Below are 15,652 nucleotides of genomic sequence, written 5' to 3'. Positions count from 1 at the left end.
CGTTCGCTCCATTTTTGGCGTCATAGCCAAGTGGTAAGGCATGGGTCTGCAAAACCCTGATTCCCCAGTTCAAATCTGGGTGACGCCTCCAGACAAAAGAAAAAGTCCGTAAAACAGGTTTTTGTTTTACGGACTTTTTTAATATCGATATCACCCCATGCATATAGATTGCATGGGGTGATTGCGTTGAACGGGAAAGAAGACAAAACTTATTTTATACCGATAGCCGTTCTGGTTTTATGCTGTCTTGCTTTTTTGCTGCTGTCCTACATCTCCTATCATAAAATCGATGAAATGGCTTTGGCATTGGCGGAAAAACGCAATCCCGTCATTGTGCTCGACCCGGGCCACGGCGGGGAAGACGGGGGAGCCACGGGAAAAAACTCCGCGCTTGAAAAGGATATTAACCTGGCGATTGCCCTGCAGCTGGAAAAACTTTTAAAAAGCTCCGGGATGCGTGTGGTAATGACAAGGACCGCGGATACTTCCATTTGTGACGATCACCTTGACACCGTGCGGGAGCGAAAGGTCAGCGACCTTCATAACCGCCTGAAAATCATTGAGCAGCAGGGCGACTGCATCTTTATCAGCATTCATCAAAACCACTTTACGGAAAGCCGCTACAGCGGGGCACAGATCTTCTATTCAAAAAATACCGACGGAAGTAAAATTCTGGCTGAAAATATCAAAAGCCGGATTGCAGAGCTGATTCAGCCGGAAAACAAGCGGGAGACAAAACCGGCTACCAGTTCCATTTATCTGCTGTGGAACACGAAAGTCACCGCCGTTCTGGTCGAGTGCGGGTTCCTTTCCAATGCTTCCGAGGCCGCAAAGCTGAATGACAAAACCTATCAGCAGCAAATGGCGTTTTGCGTCTACAGCGGACTGCTGGATTACCTTCATTCCGCGGAGTAGCGTCTTGTATTCGTCCACAGGTTGGGCTATAATTTAAAAAACAGAGGAAATAAGAGGAACAAAAAATGGCTTCCAAATCAAAAAGTATTTATATCTGCTCCGAGTGCGGGTTTGAATCTGCAAAATGGTTCGGAAAATGTCCCGGCTGCGGGCAGTGGAACACGATGACGGAAGAAATCAGGGAACCGGCCGTCCAAAAGAATTCAGTGGGCGCGGCGCGCAAAAGCACCGTCCCCGTTTCCATCAATGAAATCAGCACCGCGGAGGAAGCCCGCTATCATACCGGTTTAACGGAGCTGGACAGAGTGCTCGGCGGCGGGATTGTAAAAGGCTCCCTGATTTTGATCAGCGGAGAGCCGGGAATCGGCAAATCGACGATCCTTCTGCAGATCTGCGAATATCTCGGGCAATCCCTGAAGATCCTATATGTATCGGGAGAAGAATCAAACCGGCAGATAAAGCTCCGTGCGGCCCGTCTGGGCGTTCAAAGCGATAATCTCTATATCCTGACCGAAACGGACATTCAATGCGTTATAGAGCAAATGAGAGCCCAAAAACCCGATCTGGTGATGATCGATTCCATCCAGACGATGAATGATACCGATCTGAATTCGTCGCCCGGCAGCGTCACACAGGTGCGGGAATGCACCAATGCCGTGATGCACACCGCAAAAGCGCTGGAGATCCCGACTATTCTCGTCGGCCATGTCAATAAGGACGGAGCCATCGCGGGACCGAAGGTGCTGGAGCATATCGTCGACGCGGTGCTTTATTTTGAGGGAGACCGCCAGATGTCCTACCGGATTCTGCGGGCCGCAAAGAACCGGTACGGTTCCACCAATGAAATCGGCGTGTTTGACATGGGCGACAACGGGCTTCACCAGGTGGACAACCCTTCGCTCGCCCTGCTTGACGGAAGGCCGAAAAATGTATCGGGCACCTGCGTCACCTGCGTAATAGAAGGTTCCCGCCCGATTCTGGCCGAAATACAGGGACTTGCGACGACGACCGGCTTTGGGAATCCCAGAAGGATGTCGACCGGCTTTGATTACAACCGAATGTCTTTGCTGCTTGCCGTGCTTGAAAAACGGGCGGGATACTATTTTTCCAATCTGGACGCCTATGTCAATGTCGTAGGAGGACTGAGGCTGGACGAGCCCGCGGCCGACCTCGCGGTAGCCATGTCGCTCGTATCCAGCCTGAAGGACATTCCCGTCAGCGACGACGCCATTGTATTCGGCGAGATCGGCCTTGCCGGGGAAATACGCGCCGTTACCCATGTCGACGCCAGAATCAGCGAAGCCGCCCGGCTGGGCTTTACAAAATGCATTTTGCCCTTTCACAGCCTGAAGCAGGTCAATGTCAAAGGGAACGGCATTCAACTGATCGGGGTCAAAGGCGTGAGGGAGGCGTTTGAGGCTTTATCTGGTTGCTGACAGGAGCCCGGGGAGTGACTTTGATGCAGTGCACACAGCCGTCGCCGGTATAATTGGTAATCGCGGAGGGCATTTCCAGACTGCAGTAGCCGTCATGCTGATAAATACAGTCTTCATCACATTGAATAATGCTCATTTATGTTCACCTCAATTATATTTTGGGGGATAAGCGTGAAAATTATTCATTGCTTTGCTTAAATTTGAGCTAATATTTTCCCTCTTCCATCACAGAATAAACAGGAATGGGGGAATGAGAATGAAGAAGTATGTAATGCTATTATCCTTTACAGCTGTGATGGTCGCAGGAATCCTCACATGGGGCGTTTTTTCGCGAAATTCTGCCGTTCCTGTCAGTATTGTAAAGGTAAACCCGGTTACAGTCGAAAATTCTGTGACGTGCAGCGGCAGGGTAGAGCGGGTTTCGACGCACAACGTTTACTCGCCGTCCGCGGCTTTTGTCAGTCAGGTTTATGTCCAGCTGGGGGACAAAGTTACCCAGGGACAGCGCTTAATGGACGTTCAGGTGCCTTCCTCCGCTTCCGATTCTTCCAGTTCTTCCGATTCCGAGCTGGACGGAACGTACGAAAGCCTTCTCAATCAATACAACGGACAAAGCCGGATTACAACCAGAACGATTACTTCTCCGTACGAAGGAAAAATAACGTCGCTCTCGGTTGCCAACCAGGGCTATGTTCAGGCCGGTATCCCGGTCGCGGTCATATCGGACAGCTCCGATATGCTTCAGGTAAGGCTCTCGGTCAATGAATCGCAGATTTCCGACATAAAGAAGGGGCAAAAGGCGGTTATTACCGGCGTGGGATTTAAAAATGCAGCGTATACCGGCACTGTCAAAAGCATTTCCTCCGAAGCGAAACAGATGGTTTCCACAACCGGGCAGGAAACGGTGGTAGAGGTAATCGTCAGCGTCGAAAAGCCGGGGAGCGATATCAAGCCCGGTTATACCGCGAAGGCAAAAATTATTACATCTGAAAATCCCAATGTCCTTATTGCGCCCTATAACGCCGTCAGAGCCGATAAAGACGGAAACGAGTATGTATTCAAGTTCAAGGAAAAAAAGGCCGTCAAAACCCCTGTGGTGACCGACAGAGAATTTGACGACGGTTTTGAAATAACCAGCGGCCTGTCCGAAAACGATGCAGTCATCGCCAATCCGGATTCCGTGTCAAACGGAGCTCACGTCGTCCCCAAAGAAAGTTCGGTGAGCTCCGATGATTGACTATGTGAAATCCGCGTTTCAGAATTTGGGCAGAAAACGTGTCAGGACGGTGCTTACCATACTGGGAATCGCGATCGGTGTGGCCTCCGTCGTAATTATCGGCAATATCAGCCAGTGCGGAACCAACGCGCTCAGCAACGAGCTGGAAAGCCTCGGCCTGAGCGGTCTTACCATTTCCTCTTCGTCGGATACCGCCGCCCCGGTTTCTCTCAATGAAGACGACCTGAGTATTATCAAGCGGTGCGATCAGGTGGAGCAGGCTGCTCCCGTGATGGTGGAAAGCACGGATGTCTCGGCCAGAAAATCGAGCTCCAAAGCTCTGGTGTGGGGGATAGACACCAACGCAAGCCAGATTATTTCCATTAATCTGCTGTACGGCCGGCTGTTCAATTCGGAGGATATCAGCACGGGTGCAAACGTATGTTTGGTGGATGAAGCTTTTTCAAAAAGCACCTATATGAGAAGCAATATCATCGGGAAAACAGTGTCCATTATGAGCGGCGGAGTCGAAGAAAATTATAAGGTGATTGGGATTATTAAAACGGGCAGCGGCCTTTTGCAGAACATGATCGGAAACTATATCCCCACCTTCGTCTATGTTCCTTACACCACTGTTCAGGCCGCGTCCGGAAGAAACGATTTCGACCAGATCGTGGTCAAAGTGAAATCCGGCGGCAATGTAGAGAGCATCGGAAAAACAATCGTAGACACGCTCAACCGCGATAACGGAACGGCGGACGCGTTTGTATCCAATAATCTTGCCAAGCAGAAGGACAGCCTTACCAATATGCTTGGAATTATTACTCTGATTCTTTCCGCGGTAGGCTCCGTTTCTTTATTGGTGGCAAGCCTGAGCATCATGACCGTCATGCTGGTTTCGGTCAACGAACGGACGCGGGAAATCGGAATCAAGAAAGCGATTGGGGCAAAGCAAAGCTCCATCATGCTGGAATTTATGTTCGAGGCCGTTCTGATATCCCTGATCGGCTGTGTCTGCGGTATCGCGGCCGGATATGTCATTTCCTTCGCCGGCGCCGAATATTTTGGCGTAGAGCTGAGTACAAGGACGGATATCATGATGATCGCGGTAGAATTCTCCCTTGCATCCGGCACTGTTTTCGGGGTTTATCCGGCTTATAAAGCGTCAAGACTGAAGCCCGTCGACGCGCTCAGACAGGAGTAAAAATATGGATTTTATCCAAATTCCGAACCTTCCGGAGTCGGACGTGGCCTTAGCGGCCGTGTCCGGTACATATCCCGCGGTTGCGGACGCGCTCAGAGCGCGGAACATAAAAATTCTCCCGGTAAAACCGGGCAAGGCTTTGAGCGGGCCGGTATGCTGCCACGCCGATATGCTGCTGCACCACCTGGGCGGCAATCGAATCGTTGCGGCAAATGGGGAAGAGGATCTGAAAATAAGACTGGAACAATTAGGGTTCGAGGTATCCTATTCGAACAAATGTATTTCCAATTCTTATCCGCAGGATGTCATTTTAAATTGCGCCCGTATCGGAAACCGGTTATTGGCCAACTGGAAGGCCATCGACAGCACGATTGATGAATACTGCAGCGCGAACCGGATAGAAATAACGGACGTAAGGCAAGGATACGCGAAATGCTCCACAGTGATTGTCGACAGCCGGTCCGTGATCACGGCGGACCCGTCCATAGCGGAAGCGGCGGAAAGAATGAGGATGGATGTTCTGAAAATTACGCCGGGCTGTGTAAATTTAGAGGGATACGAATATGGGTTTCTTGGAGGCGCCTGCGGAATGATCGGGAAAGGAAAACTGGCTTTTACAGGCAGCATCAAAAATCATCCCGATTATTTCGGCATGAAAAGCTTCTGCGATCAGAAAAAGGTGGAATTGATTTCTCTGACGGACGGGCCGCTGCTGGACATTGGGGGAATCCTTCCGTTAAAAACCGTAAACCGTATCGAAAAAGAAACCTTAGAAAGAAATAGAAATCCTTGACTGACCCATAAAAAAGCGATACAATTATACAAAATGATAGAGAAATTTTGTTCAATCGCGCGGGGTTTACCCCCGCGCTTTTTTATTGCGATTTTTCGGGGTTGAAGCGGGGAAAATGGTGCGCCGTATAGTTTTTTTGGGCGGCGGCGCGGTAATCTTTTTCGCGGAGAATCTGGCAGCGGAGCTTTTCAAGGGCAAGCCATTGGCACAGGTAACCGTAACGCAAGTATTCTTCACTGACAGCTTCAATTTGCCGGTCAAGCTTCTGCTGGTTTTTCTGGATGGCGGCGGTAATCCTTTGCCGTTCGTTCAAAATGATTTTTGTTTCCGTGCTGGTCATATTGACCCCTTCCTTTCGCGCCGTTTCGGCTGCAAAAAGCCCGGCGGCGGAAGTCAAGGCGTTAGGGCCGCTTGGGCGCGAGCAGGGCGAGCGGCTTAGCGGCCCTTACCCGGCCCGCAGGGGCGGCGGGAACCGGCCTTTACCCCGCCGCTACACTGGCAACACCGAAACGGCAACAAGCGCAAGTCTGAAACAGGGCCGTAACCCCGGCGGGGGGGCGCGACGCGCCACCGAGCGACGGAGCGCAGCGGAGGAGCGAAAGCCCCCCCGCCGGGGAGTGCGCAAGGGAACCCCGCAAAGCGGGGCGCAAGCAAGGGGGAACCGGACGGCCCCGAGAGCGGCGGAGCGGAGCGCAAGGGCGGCACAGCCGCCGCGAAGCGGGAACCCTTGCACGGAGACGGAGCCGCGAACCAGCCGGACGGGGGGCGGCGCAGCGCCGCAGCGCGCGGGCGGGCCGCGCAAGCGAAGCAGGGGCGGAATGGGCCCCCGGCGCAGCCGGGGCCGCCCCTACGAAGCGCGACGCATGGCCCGCACACCGAAAATGCCAAAGGCGGGGCGCGGCGATTCTTGCGCCCGCGCCGCCGTGGCGACGGGCCCGGCGAGCACCCCGGACGCTTTGCGGCGGGGCCGAGCGGGGCCCGCAAGTGCAAGGGAACGAAGCGCACCGCGCGAGTGACCGGCCCGGGGCCGCGCCCCTTCTTATCTTGATACTATAGAAACAGCTATTGCAATAAAAAATCGCTGAAACCCGCATCACGCTTGGAAAAACCGGCAAAATCCGATTATACTGCCCTCGGCGCTCTCGGCTCCTTAATCGGTTCCTTTGAGACGCACAAAACCTATGCCGCGCTCGTCGCCACCGCTATGCAGGAAATTTCTTCAATGGAACCAAAAGCCCGGCATCTGTGGGAATGCGGCACGTACCTTGAACTGGACGGGGAAGGGCGGCTCATAAAGTCCAACCTCTGCCGCGAACGCTGGTGCCCGCTCTGCCAGTGGCGGCGATCGCTCCGCGTTTACGGACAGGTCCAGCAAATGCTTAGCTGGCTTACGCCACAGAAATACAAGTATCTGCACCTCGTTCTGACCGTTCCGAACTGCCACGGCGACGACCTCAAAACCCTTTGCGACTGGCTTTACCGGCGTTCCACCGCCATGTTTTCCGACCGGCTTTACAGCCGCCGCGACCAGCTCGCGACGCTCGCGCACTGCAAGCGCTCGTTTCGCGGTATCGTTCGCGCGCTCGAAGTTACCTATAATTCCGATACAGATTTATATCATCCGCATTTGCATTGTCTGATCGCCGTGAAGCCCAGCTATTTCAACAATCCCGCCGACTATTTTTCACAGCAGAAGCTTTCCGTTTTGTGGACGGGCTATGCCGCGCCATCCTTTGGGATGAAGGACGGCGACCTGTTTGTCCTGCACGTGCGGCGCGTGAAGGATAGCGAGCGGGACAACGCCGTTGCGGAAGTGGCAAAATACGCGGTCAAGCCGTTCCATTGCGATTTGGATATCGACGGCTACAAGCACATTCTGCCCGTGCTGAACCGGGCGCTCGCCGGGCGGCGGATGCTCCAGCTTTACGGCGTGTTTGCCGACGCGGCGCGGGCGCTGAAAATCGACCTGAACGACGACGATGAACAGGGCGCCGGCGACGGGGATACCCGAAAGTTTTCATTCATAAAAGGAAAATACAGGGAGGTTACAAAATGAGAAAATCCAGTAAAACCGCGATAAAACGCTTTGCCATCCGGCAGGAGGACGGCGCGCACGTTCTTTATTTTCTGAACCGATACGGCTACGTCGTGCGGCTGGGGCGCTTCGAGAGCTACGGCGCGGCGCTGTGGTTTCTGCACGACGTGAAGGGCGAAACCGAGCTGATGAGCTTTGACCGGCTGTGCGCCATGGCGCTCGGGGTGCAATCCTGCTTTGCCGAATGGAGGGTCAGCTGTGGACTTTGAAACGCTGGGAAAGCAATATCTTGCCGAATCCCGCGCGGTCGAGGAACGCGCCCGGCTGCTGCGCAACCCGCCGCCCGCGCCGGGGGCGGAAAGCCGCCGCCTTGGAATGCTGACCGCCATGTACCTTGAGCTGCGCGTTGTGGGCTGCGAGCTGGTGGAAAGGGGGAAAATGTATGAAAATGCTGCATCTTGACTGGTTTGATGGGAGCGCCTTCAAGGGCGTTCCGCACCGCAGCAGCGACGCGTATGAATTCGCCGCCCTGCAATACGCCGGGGACGGGGAGCCGGACGGCGACCGGGAGAGGATGATTGCGACGCTGAAAGCCATCATCCGGGAGGAGTTGACCGGGCGGCAGCGCGCCTGTCTGGAAATGCGGTACCTGAAGGGAATGAAGGTCTGCGACATTGCGGCGGAGCTCGGAATTCTTCCGCCCACCGTCTGCAAGCACTTGAAAAAAGCGCGGGCGCGTATTGCCAAAGTTATGCGGCTTTCCTTTCCGCGCCTGAGAGGGGGCGGCGGGAATGTCCAGTGAGCTGGTGTTTTACATTGTTTCCGCCGCCGCAAAGCCCGTCGCCGCCGTATCCATGCGGTACGACTGCAAGGTTTCCGTTTACGGGAAATGCGCGCTGCTTTCGGTTGTCTTTGAGGACGGCCACACCGTGGAGGGCTGCGGCTGCACCATCTTCGGAGCGCTGCACGCGCTGATGGCGGAGAGCGGGAAACATCCCGGCTATTTCGGAATCTGGAAAAATCTTGACTGAAAGGGGCCTGTATCATGGCAAAATCGAACGAGGAAAAAATGCTGGAGCTGCTCGCCTTTGGCAAAGTCACCGACACGGTAAAGCTGCTGACGGAAATGCAGAAGGAAAAACCCGACCCCGCCGTCTTTGACAAGCTGGAGCTGCGGAATATCCATACTATCCGCTGCACCAGCACCGGCGGCTTTGAAGTGGAATTTTACGACCGCTTCAAGGCAATGCTCACGCTGCGCGGGCTGCGTGTCGGGGATGGCGTGCCGTCCTTTTATTCAGCCTTACAGAGCGCAGCCGCCGGACTCTCGCAGGAAAAAGAAGAACAGGAATATCTTTCCCGTCACGAATAACAGAAACCGCGACCGCGAACACCGGGCAGCGGAGCGGCGGGATAATTCCCGGTTGACATTTTAAGGAAAGGAGAGTGGGAAAAAATATGCGGTCTGGATTCATGGAAATTAACGAATTTGAGCATGTACTGGCGGCGCTTATGCCCGCAAACCGGCTGGCCTGTGAGGTGAGCGCATGTACCGGTTTGCGCATAGGGGACGTGTTGAATTTGCGGTCTGCGCGGCTCTGTGAGCGCTTTACTGTGCGCGAGCTCAAAACGGGCAAGACGAGACGAGTTACGCTGCCGCATGAGCTGCTGGACAGGCTTATTGCGCAATCCGGTAAGATTTTCGTCTTTGAGGGACGGGAAAACTATCGGAAGCCGCGCACAAGACAGGCGGTTTATAAGGATTTGACGCGGGCGGCAAAGCTGTTCAGAATCAGGGGAACACACATCAGCCCGCACAGTGCGCGCAAAATCTACGCCGTGGGAGAATACCGGCGGACGGGCAGCTTGCAGCGGGTCAAGGAGCTTTTAAACCACAGCGATGAAGCGGTGACCATGCTGTACGCCATGGCGGACGAGCTGACGCAGCGCCGGGAAAAAAGAAAAAAATAGCTTGACTTTTTTCCGGATTTGATTTATTGTTTGCTTAGCGCTTCCGATTCTCGATGAAAGGAGGATGGGTAAGCGCGATTCAGCAAAATTTTCATTTTGTCTGCGGAGCGTAAATTGCGAGGGCTGGAAGATGGCCTATTTTTTTTGAATGTTAAGCAATTAGACAAAATGAATATTTTGTATAATTAAGGGGAGAGAAAAACCAACGAAAGGATTTGGATTCGTTTATGCAATCAGAAATAAAATCCGAATGGATGTCTGAAGCGCCGCCGATCATCAAAGAATTTCTGGGATACGTCGGGACGATTAAAGGAAAATCTCCAAAAACCGTTGATGAATACTATCTTGACTTACGTACGTTCTTCAGGTATATTAAAAAATCCCGGGGCCTTGTGCCGCCGGAAACCGATTTCGAGAAAATCAGTATTTCCGACATTGATCTCGATCTCATTAAAACCATTACTCTGACGCATGTTTTTGAGTACATGAATTATCTGTCCACAGAACGCCAGAACAAAGCTTCGACCCGGTCCAGAAAGGTTTCCAGTTTACGGACTTTTTTTAAATATCTGACGAATAAGACCGGAAAACTGGCTGTAAACCCGGTTCAGGAGCTGGAAACGCCCAAGCAAAGAAAAGCTTTGCCGAAATATCTGACTTTGGAGCAAAGTCTGGAGCTTTTGTCCAAAGTGGACGGTCCTGCCAAAGAACGGGACTACTGTATTCTGACATTGTTTTTAAACTGCGGCATGCGGTTGTCCGAACTGGTCGGCCTGAATCTGAGCGATGTCCGCCACGGCACGTCGACGGTCAGGATCGTCGGCAAGGGCAACAAGGAACGGATCGTTTATCTGAACGACGCCTGTCTTGACGCGATCGACCGCTATGTCGCGGTGCGGCCCAATGATGCTCTGATCGACAAAAACGCGCTGTTCATCAGTAAGCAGAAGAAGCGCATCAGTCCGAAAACCGTACAGTATCTCGTCAAAAAGTACCTTTCGGAAATTGAACTCGGCAACCTTTCCGTACATAAGCTCCGCCACACGGCGGCGACCCTGATGTATCAGCACGGACATGTCGACATCCGGGTCTTAAAGGATATTTTAGGCCACGAAAATCTGGGTACCACTGAAATTTACACTCATTTGTCCGACGAACAGATGGCCAACGCGGCAAAGGCGAATCCACTGTCACGGGTAAAGCGGCGCGATTCCGCCGATTTAAAGAAGGTAAAAAAAGAACCGGAATGACCGGTTCTTTTTTGTATTTAACCCAGCTTTGCCCGCGGATGGCAGTTGTTATACACTTTTTTAAAATGATCGTTTAATAAGTGTACGTAGACCTGTGTGGAGGAAATATCCGCGTGGCCAAGCATCATCTGTATATCCTTCAGCTCCGCGCCGTTTTCCAGCAGATGCAGTGCAAAGGAGTGGCGGAGCGTATGGGGAGTAATTTCCTTGACGATTCCCGCCTTTTCCGCGTATCCTTTTACAATTTTCCAGAAGCCCTGACGGGTAAGCCTGCGGCCGTTCAGATTCGTAAAGAGTGCCTGTCCCCCATCCGGCGTGATGATCAGGCTTCTGACTCTGATAATATATTCCGATATGGCGTTTACCGCCGTAGGATAAACCGGAATCAGACGTTCGCTTTTGTCATTTTTGCAGCTCAGCATCCCCGTGTGAATATTGATATCCTGAATATTCAAATCGACCAGCTCCGAAGCCCTGATTCCGGTTGCGTACAGAAGCTCCAGCATGGCTTTGTCGCGGCAGCCCTTCGATTCCTGAGTATCCGGCTGGGACAGCAAAAGCTCAATTTCCTTGCCGGACAGGATCTGAGGGAGTTTTTTTACCGTCTTCTCCAGCTTAACGGCCTTTGCTGGATTGCTGTCCGTCTGGCCGGTAAGAATCAGATACTGATAAAAACAGCGGATGGAAGCGATATTTCTGGTAATGGTAGCGTTTGACTTTTTCGATTCCGTCAGATTTGCAACATATGTATTGATAAAGTCGGGATCCGCCTGAGTTGGGTCATCCGGCCCGTTCTCCTCCAGGAATGATAAGAAATGCCCGACGTCGCGAAGATACGAATCCAGTGTGTTTGCAGACACAGCCTTTTTATTGACCAGATAATTGCTGAAATCCGAACAATAGTCCTTCATTTTGTCCTATCCCCTCTATTTTTAAAAAGAAAACATACCCGCAAAACATCCTGAAAATATAACGTCAATCACCGCCGCCAGAAAAGCAACCATCAGAATCACGCCGAAGTTCAATAAATACGGTTTCATTTTCGGCGGGCTGATTGTCCCTCTTTGAGACACAACACTGCAAGACGCAATCATTCGGGAAAATCGTGTCCCCTCCCTTGCCGCAAGCAGAATTGCAAGGCAGCACACAAATGCCCCGGGCAAAATAACCACCAGATTAAACAATACGCCCATAAAGCCATAAGCCGCATACAGATATCCGGATGTCAGCCCCAGACCGAACCCCCGGAAAAACAGAACCGCAGGGATGATGAACATCCCCCACACGGAAAGCCCGCAAAGAAAACAGGCCAGTATAAAAAGAAAGGAGGAAGCAAAGGAAGCGGAAAAAATGGAGATAATCGGCTGTACAGCCCTGGCTTTATAATTGCTGTAAAATAGAAAATCCAGTTTATTCAACGCGTTGAAATCCGCATTTCTGGCGAAAACCGCTCCAAAAATCATACCGATGATCAAAGAAAGCGAGAACAGCACCAGAACATAATTTTCACGCAGTGCTTTTAAAAGAATTCTGCTGTTGATAACAGGCCTGTGCCGAAAGCTGTGTTTTACAACAATCATACTCAAACATCCCCTTAACAGATATAAGGAACCATTCATAAATGTATGAGAATGATTTGTGTTATATGATTATTTGCCCAGCTCTTCCGCTCTTTTTGTACAGGCCCTCATCGCCTCGTCCACGATTTGCTCAAAATGACGCTCATAAAAAACGTCCAGCGCTTTTAAGGTGGTTCCGCCGGGTGAAGAGACCATTTTAATCAGCGCTTCCGGGGTCAGCTCCGGCTGGCGCAGCATCCCCGCGCTGCCCTCCAGCGTCTGGCAGATCAGCTGCAAAGCCGTGTCGGCGGCAATCCCCTGTCGGACGGCGCTGTCCAGCATCGCTTTGGCGAACAGATAAATATACGCCGGGCTGCTGCTGTTTACGGAAATGACGGCGTTCATCTGGCTTTCGTCCAAAACCGTTACCGTGCCGCAGGCGGCGAATAATGACAGAACCAGCTGAAAATCTTCGTCCGTTACATTTTCCGTCCTGCTTAATGCGGTTGCGCCTTTGCCGATCAGAAGGGGCGTGTTGGGCATGGTCCTGATCACCGGGCACCGGCGGCCGAGAGCACTGTTGATATAGTGGGTGGAAATACCCGCCGCAATAGAAACAAACAGAATTTTTTCATTTACAACCGGTTTTACCGAAGCCAATACTTCAGCAAAATTCTGCGGTTTGACCGCCAGAAAAACGATATCGCATTTTTCAATTAGCTGTTCAATAGAGTCAACGGTCCGTACTCCCGCCTTTTGCCGCAGCGTTTCCCGCTTCTCCCGGTTGATATCATAAACAAAAACCTGCTGTGCCGGAAAGGTTTTTGTCCCGACAATCCCATTAATAATAGCGCCTGCCATATTGCCGGCGCCGATAAACCCCAGTATTTTATCACTCAAAGAGAACACCTGCCTTGTAACTATATACTATAATACATTTTTTACCAGTTAGCAATACAAAAATATACAGGAAAACTATTTTTATGCATTCTTAAATAATTTATGTAAACTTGATTATGTAAACTAAAAGAAATTATGTAATAAGTGTTATGTAAACCTAATGAATAAAAATACGCACGCTTACATTTTTCAAGCAAGCGTGCGCCGCTTATCCGTTTTCTTTTGTTATTCGGCCATGGCCGCTTTGATCATAATGGCGCATTCCAGACGCTTTTTTTCAAGATCACAGGAAATTTTATGGGCTTTATGGATATCTCCTTCATACTGCTGGCTGTTCGCGTTGCAGCCCCCGCTGCAGTAAAATTTGGCCCAGCAGTTTCTGCATTCCGGTTTTGAATAGATGTTTGCCAACGCGAAGGAATGCTTCATATCGGTATTCAGGGTTCCGTCCATGACATTCCCCATTTTAAAGCTCTCGTCCCCTACGAACTGATGACAGGGGAAAATATCTCCCTCGGGCGTTACGGCGATGTATTCGTTGCCGCAGCCGCAGCCGCGAAGGCGCTTGATGGCGCATGGGCCCTGGTCGAGGTCCAGCATAAAATGGAAGAAATTGAACCCCTTCCCCGCCTTTTTGCGGTCAATGATCGTATTTGCCAGACGCTCATACTCTTCAAATACGCGGGGCAGGTCCTCTTCCCTGATCGAATAATCCAGCTTCACGTCCGAGACCACCGGCTCAACGGAAATCTGCTCAAAGCCAAGCTCGGCCATATGTAACACGTCGTTGGTAAAATCAAGATTGTGTTTGGTAAAAGTTCCTCTGGCGTAATAATCCTTGTCGCCGCGCGACGCGACCAGCTTCTGGAACTTCGGAACAATTGTATCATAGCTGCCCGTACCGTCGGCCCTGACGCGCAAAAGATCGTTGACGCTTTTTCTTCCGTCAAGGGACAGCACGCAGTTTGACATTTCCCGATTGATAAAATCGATCTTATCGTCCGTCAGCAAGATACCGTTTGTCGTAATGGTGAACCGGAAGTTTTTATTATGTTCTTTTTCGATACTGCGGGCATAATTGACGATTTGCTTGACGACCTCGAAATTCATCAGCGGTTCGCCGCCGAAGAAATCGACTTCAAGGTTATGCCTTCCCTCTGATCTCTCGATCAGGAAATCGATCGCTCTCTTCCCTACCGCAAAGGGCATCAGCATTCTGCCGCGGCCAAAGTCTCCCTTGGCGGCAAAGCAGTATTCGCACCTTAAATTACAGTCGTGGGCAATATTCAGGCACATGGATTTTATCGGGGCGTCCTTCATCATTTCAGCGAACTTTCCATATTCGTCCGTTGAAAAAAGCTGACCGATCCGGTACAGCTCTTTCAGCTCCTCATAGGCTTCACGAACGGTTTCGCCGTCATATTTTCCGCTCAGGCCGTTCAGCATTTCCTGCGGAGGATTCTCCGGCACGCTGTCATTTAAATAGTCCAGCATATCAAACGGCGCGTCGTCAAAAAGATGGACTGCCCCGCTGTTGGTGTCCAGTACGATATGAAAACCATTTAAAGAATACTTGTGAATCATGTATTTTCTCCGTTTACACAAAATTTAAGGGACATTGCTGTCCCTTAAGGTTTGAATGAAATTCAAATCGATTGATTTATCTGCCGGCGTTTTCGCACTTCTGATTTGCGACAGTGCAGGAAGTTTTGCAGGCCGACTGACAGGACGCCTGGCACTCGCCGCATCCGCCTTTGACCGCGCTCTCTTTCAAATTGGCTTTATTTAAAGTCTTAATCTGTTTCATGTTTTGAAACCTCCATTTCAATATTACTGATTATTTTCGCTTCCTGATTATACCACACTGACGGAAAGAAGAAAAGCATTATTTTACTTTTGACTTCTTGCTGACCGCAAGCAGCCCGCCGATCGCGCCGGAAAGCACCATGACCAGCATCCTGATTCCGGCCGTAAGGGAAACAGGCTCATGGGACGCAATCATACCGGAAACAAGAAACAATATAAACAGCAGCAAACCGGACAAAGCGCCGTAGGCCAAACCGCGTTTACGGGAAATTTTCGCTGTGACAAACCCCGCCACAAAGGACGCGAGCACGGACAATCCGAGCATCATAGGGGAAATCAGATTCTGCGGAATATGTCCCGCCGACACAAAGGCCAAGGCAAAAGCACCCAACAGGGCAGCACAAAGCACGGCCCCGACGACAGTCCCGAGGATAATGGAGCGCAGCGCTCCCAACATCGGATTTTCATTGAAATGCTTTAAATGCTTCTTGCTTTTCATTACCAGCGCCCCCTCAAATATCTAATACAATAGATATTCATAAGGCGCCGAAGATATACTAATGATTC

The 15,652-nt window shown here is 51.4% G+C and carries 20 protein-coding genes and 1 tRNA gene; 14 read left to right on the top strand and 7 right to left on the bottom strand.

From position 1 onward, the window contains the following. The first annotated feature begins 16 nt into the window (after positions 1-16). From ACQGQ5_RS14580 to ACQGQ5_RS14555, 6 genes are all read left to right on the top strand, one after another. Positions 17-91 (top strand) — tRNA-Cys (locus ACQGQ5_RS14580). 95 nt (positions 92-186) lie between these two features. Further along, positions 187-915, top strand: a complete 729-nt coding sequence (locus tag ACQGQ5_RS14575; RefSeq protein ID WP_455737221.1) for an N-acetylmuramoyl-L-alanine amidase — start codon at positions 187-189, stop codon at positions 913-915. Positions 916-980: 65 nt separating this feature from the next. Then, positions 981-2,351 (top strand): DNA repair protein RadA, encoded by a 1,371-nt coding sequence (gene radA, locus ACQGQ5_RS14570; RefSeq protein ID WP_455737220.1) that lies wholly within the window; start codon positions 981-983, stop codon positions 2,349-2,351. Positions 2,352-2,607: 256 nt separating this feature from the next. Further along, on the top strand, positions 2,608-3,588 hold the full coding sequence (locus ACQGQ5_RS14565) for an efflux RND transporter periplasmic adaptor subunit (protein ID WP_455737219.1): 981 nt from the start codon (positions 2,608-2,610) through the stop codon (positions 3,586-3,588). Continuing rightward, on the top strand, positions 3,581-4,771 hold the full coding sequence (locus ACQGQ5_RS14560) for an ABC transporter permease (RefSeq protein ID WP_455737218.1): 1,191 nt from the start codon (positions 3,581-3,583) through the stop codon (positions 4,769-4,771). The genes ACQGQ5_RS14565 and ACQGQ5_RS14560 overlap by 8 nt, the downstream gene beginning before the upstream one ends. Before the next feature lie 4 nt (positions 4,772-4,775). After that, complete coding sequence (locus ACQGQ5_RS14555; protein WP_455737217.1) at positions 4,776-5,564, top strand: DUF6873 family GME fold protein; 789 nt, start codon at positions 4,776-4,778, stop codon at positions 5,562-5,564. Between the two features lie 82 nt (positions 5,565-5,646). Here the strand turns inward: ACQGQ5_RS14555 and ACQGQ5_RS14550 are convergent, their stop codons facing one another. Further along, positions 5,647-5,904: a hypothetical protein gene (locus ACQGQ5_RS14550; RefSeq protein WP_455737216.1), complete on the bottom strand. Its 258-nt coding sequence runs from the start codon at positions 5,902-5,904 to the stop codon at positions 5,647-5,649. Positions 5,905-6,663: 759 nt separating this feature from the next. Here ACQGQ5_RS14550 and ACQGQ5_RS14545 point away from each other — a divergent pair. The 8 genes from ACQGQ5_RS14545 (at position 6,664) to ACQGQ5_RS14510 (ending at position 10,820) form a co-directional block, all read left to right on the top strand. Further along, the gene (locus tag ACQGQ5_RS14545) at positions 6,664-7,620 is read left to right on the top strand and encodes a protein rep (RefSeq protein ID WP_455737215.1); all 957 of its coding nucleotides are present in this window, start codon (positions 6,664-6,666) and stop codon (positions 7,618-7,620) included. Further along, positions 7,617-7,868 carry a hypothetical protein gene (locus ACQGQ5_RS14540; protein WP_455737214.1) on the top strand — a complete coding sequence of 84 codons (252 nt, stop codon included), beginning with the start codon at positions 7,617-7,619 and terminating at the stop codon, positions 7,866-7,868. The genes ACQGQ5_RS14545 and ACQGQ5_RS14540 overlap by 4 nt, the downstream gene beginning before the upstream one ends. Next, complete coding sequence (locus tag ACQGQ5_RS14535; RefSeq protein ID WP_455737213.1) at positions 7,858-8,061, top strand: hypothetical protein; 204 nt, start codon at positions 7,858-7,860, stop codon at positions 8,059-8,061. Before ACQGQ5_RS14540 ends, ACQGQ5_RS14535 begins: the two co-directional genes overlap by 11 nt. After that, complete coding sequence (locus ACQGQ5_RS14530) at positions 8,042-8,401, top strand: RNA polymerase sigma factor (RefSeq protein WP_455737212.1); 360 nt, start codon at positions 8,042-8,044, stop codon at positions 8,399-8,401. Before ACQGQ5_RS14535 ends, ACQGQ5_RS14530 begins: the two co-directional genes overlap by 20 nt. Then, positions 8,391-8,630 (top strand): hypothetical protein, encoded by a 240-nt coding sequence (locus ACQGQ5_RS14525; RefSeq protein ID WP_455737211.1) that lies wholly within the window; start codon positions 8,391-8,393, stop codon positions 8,628-8,630. The genes ACQGQ5_RS14530 and ACQGQ5_RS14525 overlap by 11 nt, the downstream gene beginning before the upstream one ends. A gap of 14 nt (positions 8,631-8,644) precedes the next feature. Next, positions 8,645-8,971, top strand: coding sequence for a hypothetical protein (locus ACQGQ5_RS14520; RefSeq protein ID WP_455737210.1), 327 nt, complete (start codon positions 8,645-8,647; stop codon positions 8,969-8,971). 101 nt (positions 8,972-9,072) lie between these two features. After that, positions 9,073-9,570, top strand: a complete 498-nt coding sequence (locus ACQGQ5_RS14515; protein ID WP_455737209.1) for a tyrosine-type recombinase/integrase — start codon at positions 9,073-9,075, stop codon at positions 9,568-9,570. Positions 9,571-9,797: 227 nt separating this feature from the next. Continuing rightward, on the top strand, positions 9,798-10,820 hold the full coding sequence (locus ACQGQ5_RS14510) for a tyrosine recombinase XerC (protein WP_455737208.1): 1,023 nt from the start codon (positions 9,798-9,800) through the stop codon (positions 10,818-10,820). Between the two features lie 17 nt (positions 10,821-10,837). On the opposite strand, the gene ACQGQ5_RS14505 is transcribed toward ACQGQ5_RS14510, so the two are convergent. From ACQGQ5_RS14505 to ACQGQ5_RS14480, 6 genes are all read right to left on the bottom strand, one after another. Further along, on the bottom strand, positions 10,838-11,731 hold the full coding sequence (locus ACQGQ5_RS14505) for a tyrosine recombinase (protein WP_455737207.1): 894 nt from the start codon (positions 11,729-11,731) through the stop codon (positions 10,838-10,840). Between the two features lie 21 nt (positions 11,732-11,752). Further along, positions 11,753-12,400: a stage II sporulation protein M gene (locus tag ACQGQ5_RS14500; protein ID WP_455737206.1), complete on the bottom strand. Its 648-nt coding sequence runs from the start codon at positions 12,398-12,400 to the stop codon at positions 11,753-11,755. Positions 12,401-12,469: 69 nt separating this feature from the next. Beyond that, positions 12,470-13,279: a pyrroline-5-carboxylate reductase gene (gene proC / locus ACQGQ5_RS14495; RefSeq protein ID WP_455737205.1), complete on the bottom strand. Its 810-nt coding sequence runs from the start codon at positions 13,277-13,279 to the stop codon at positions 12,470-12,472. 225 nt (positions 13,280-13,504) lie between these two features. Next, positions 13,505-14,863 (bottom strand): thioether cross-link-forming SCIFF peptide maturase, encoded by a 1,359-nt coding sequence (gene scfB, locus ACQGQ5_RS14490; protein WP_455737204.1) that lies wholly within the window; start codon positions 14,861-14,863, stop codon positions 13,505-13,507. A 76-nt stretch (positions 14,864-14,939) separates the two neighbouring features. Further along, positions 14,940-15,086, bottom strand: coding sequence for a six-cysteine ranthipeptide SCIFF (gene scfA / locus ACQGQ5_RS14485; RefSeq protein WP_081928276.1), 147 nt, complete (start codon positions 15,084-15,086; stop codon positions 14,940-14,942). 78 nt (positions 15,087-15,164) lie between these two features. Next, the gene (locus ACQGQ5_RS14480; RefSeq protein ID WP_455737203.1) at positions 15,165-15,584 is read right to left on the bottom strand and encodes a TIGR04086 family membrane protein; all 420 of its coding nucleotides are present in this window, start codon (positions 15,582-15,584) and stop codon (positions 15,165-15,167) included. Between the last annotated feature and the right edge of the window lie 68 nt (positions 15,585-15,652).

This window comes from Caproiciproducens sp. (assembly GCF_053840905.1).
Note: the sequence above shows the minus strand (reverse complement) of the source record. Positions and strands in the feature narration are given on the sequence as shown.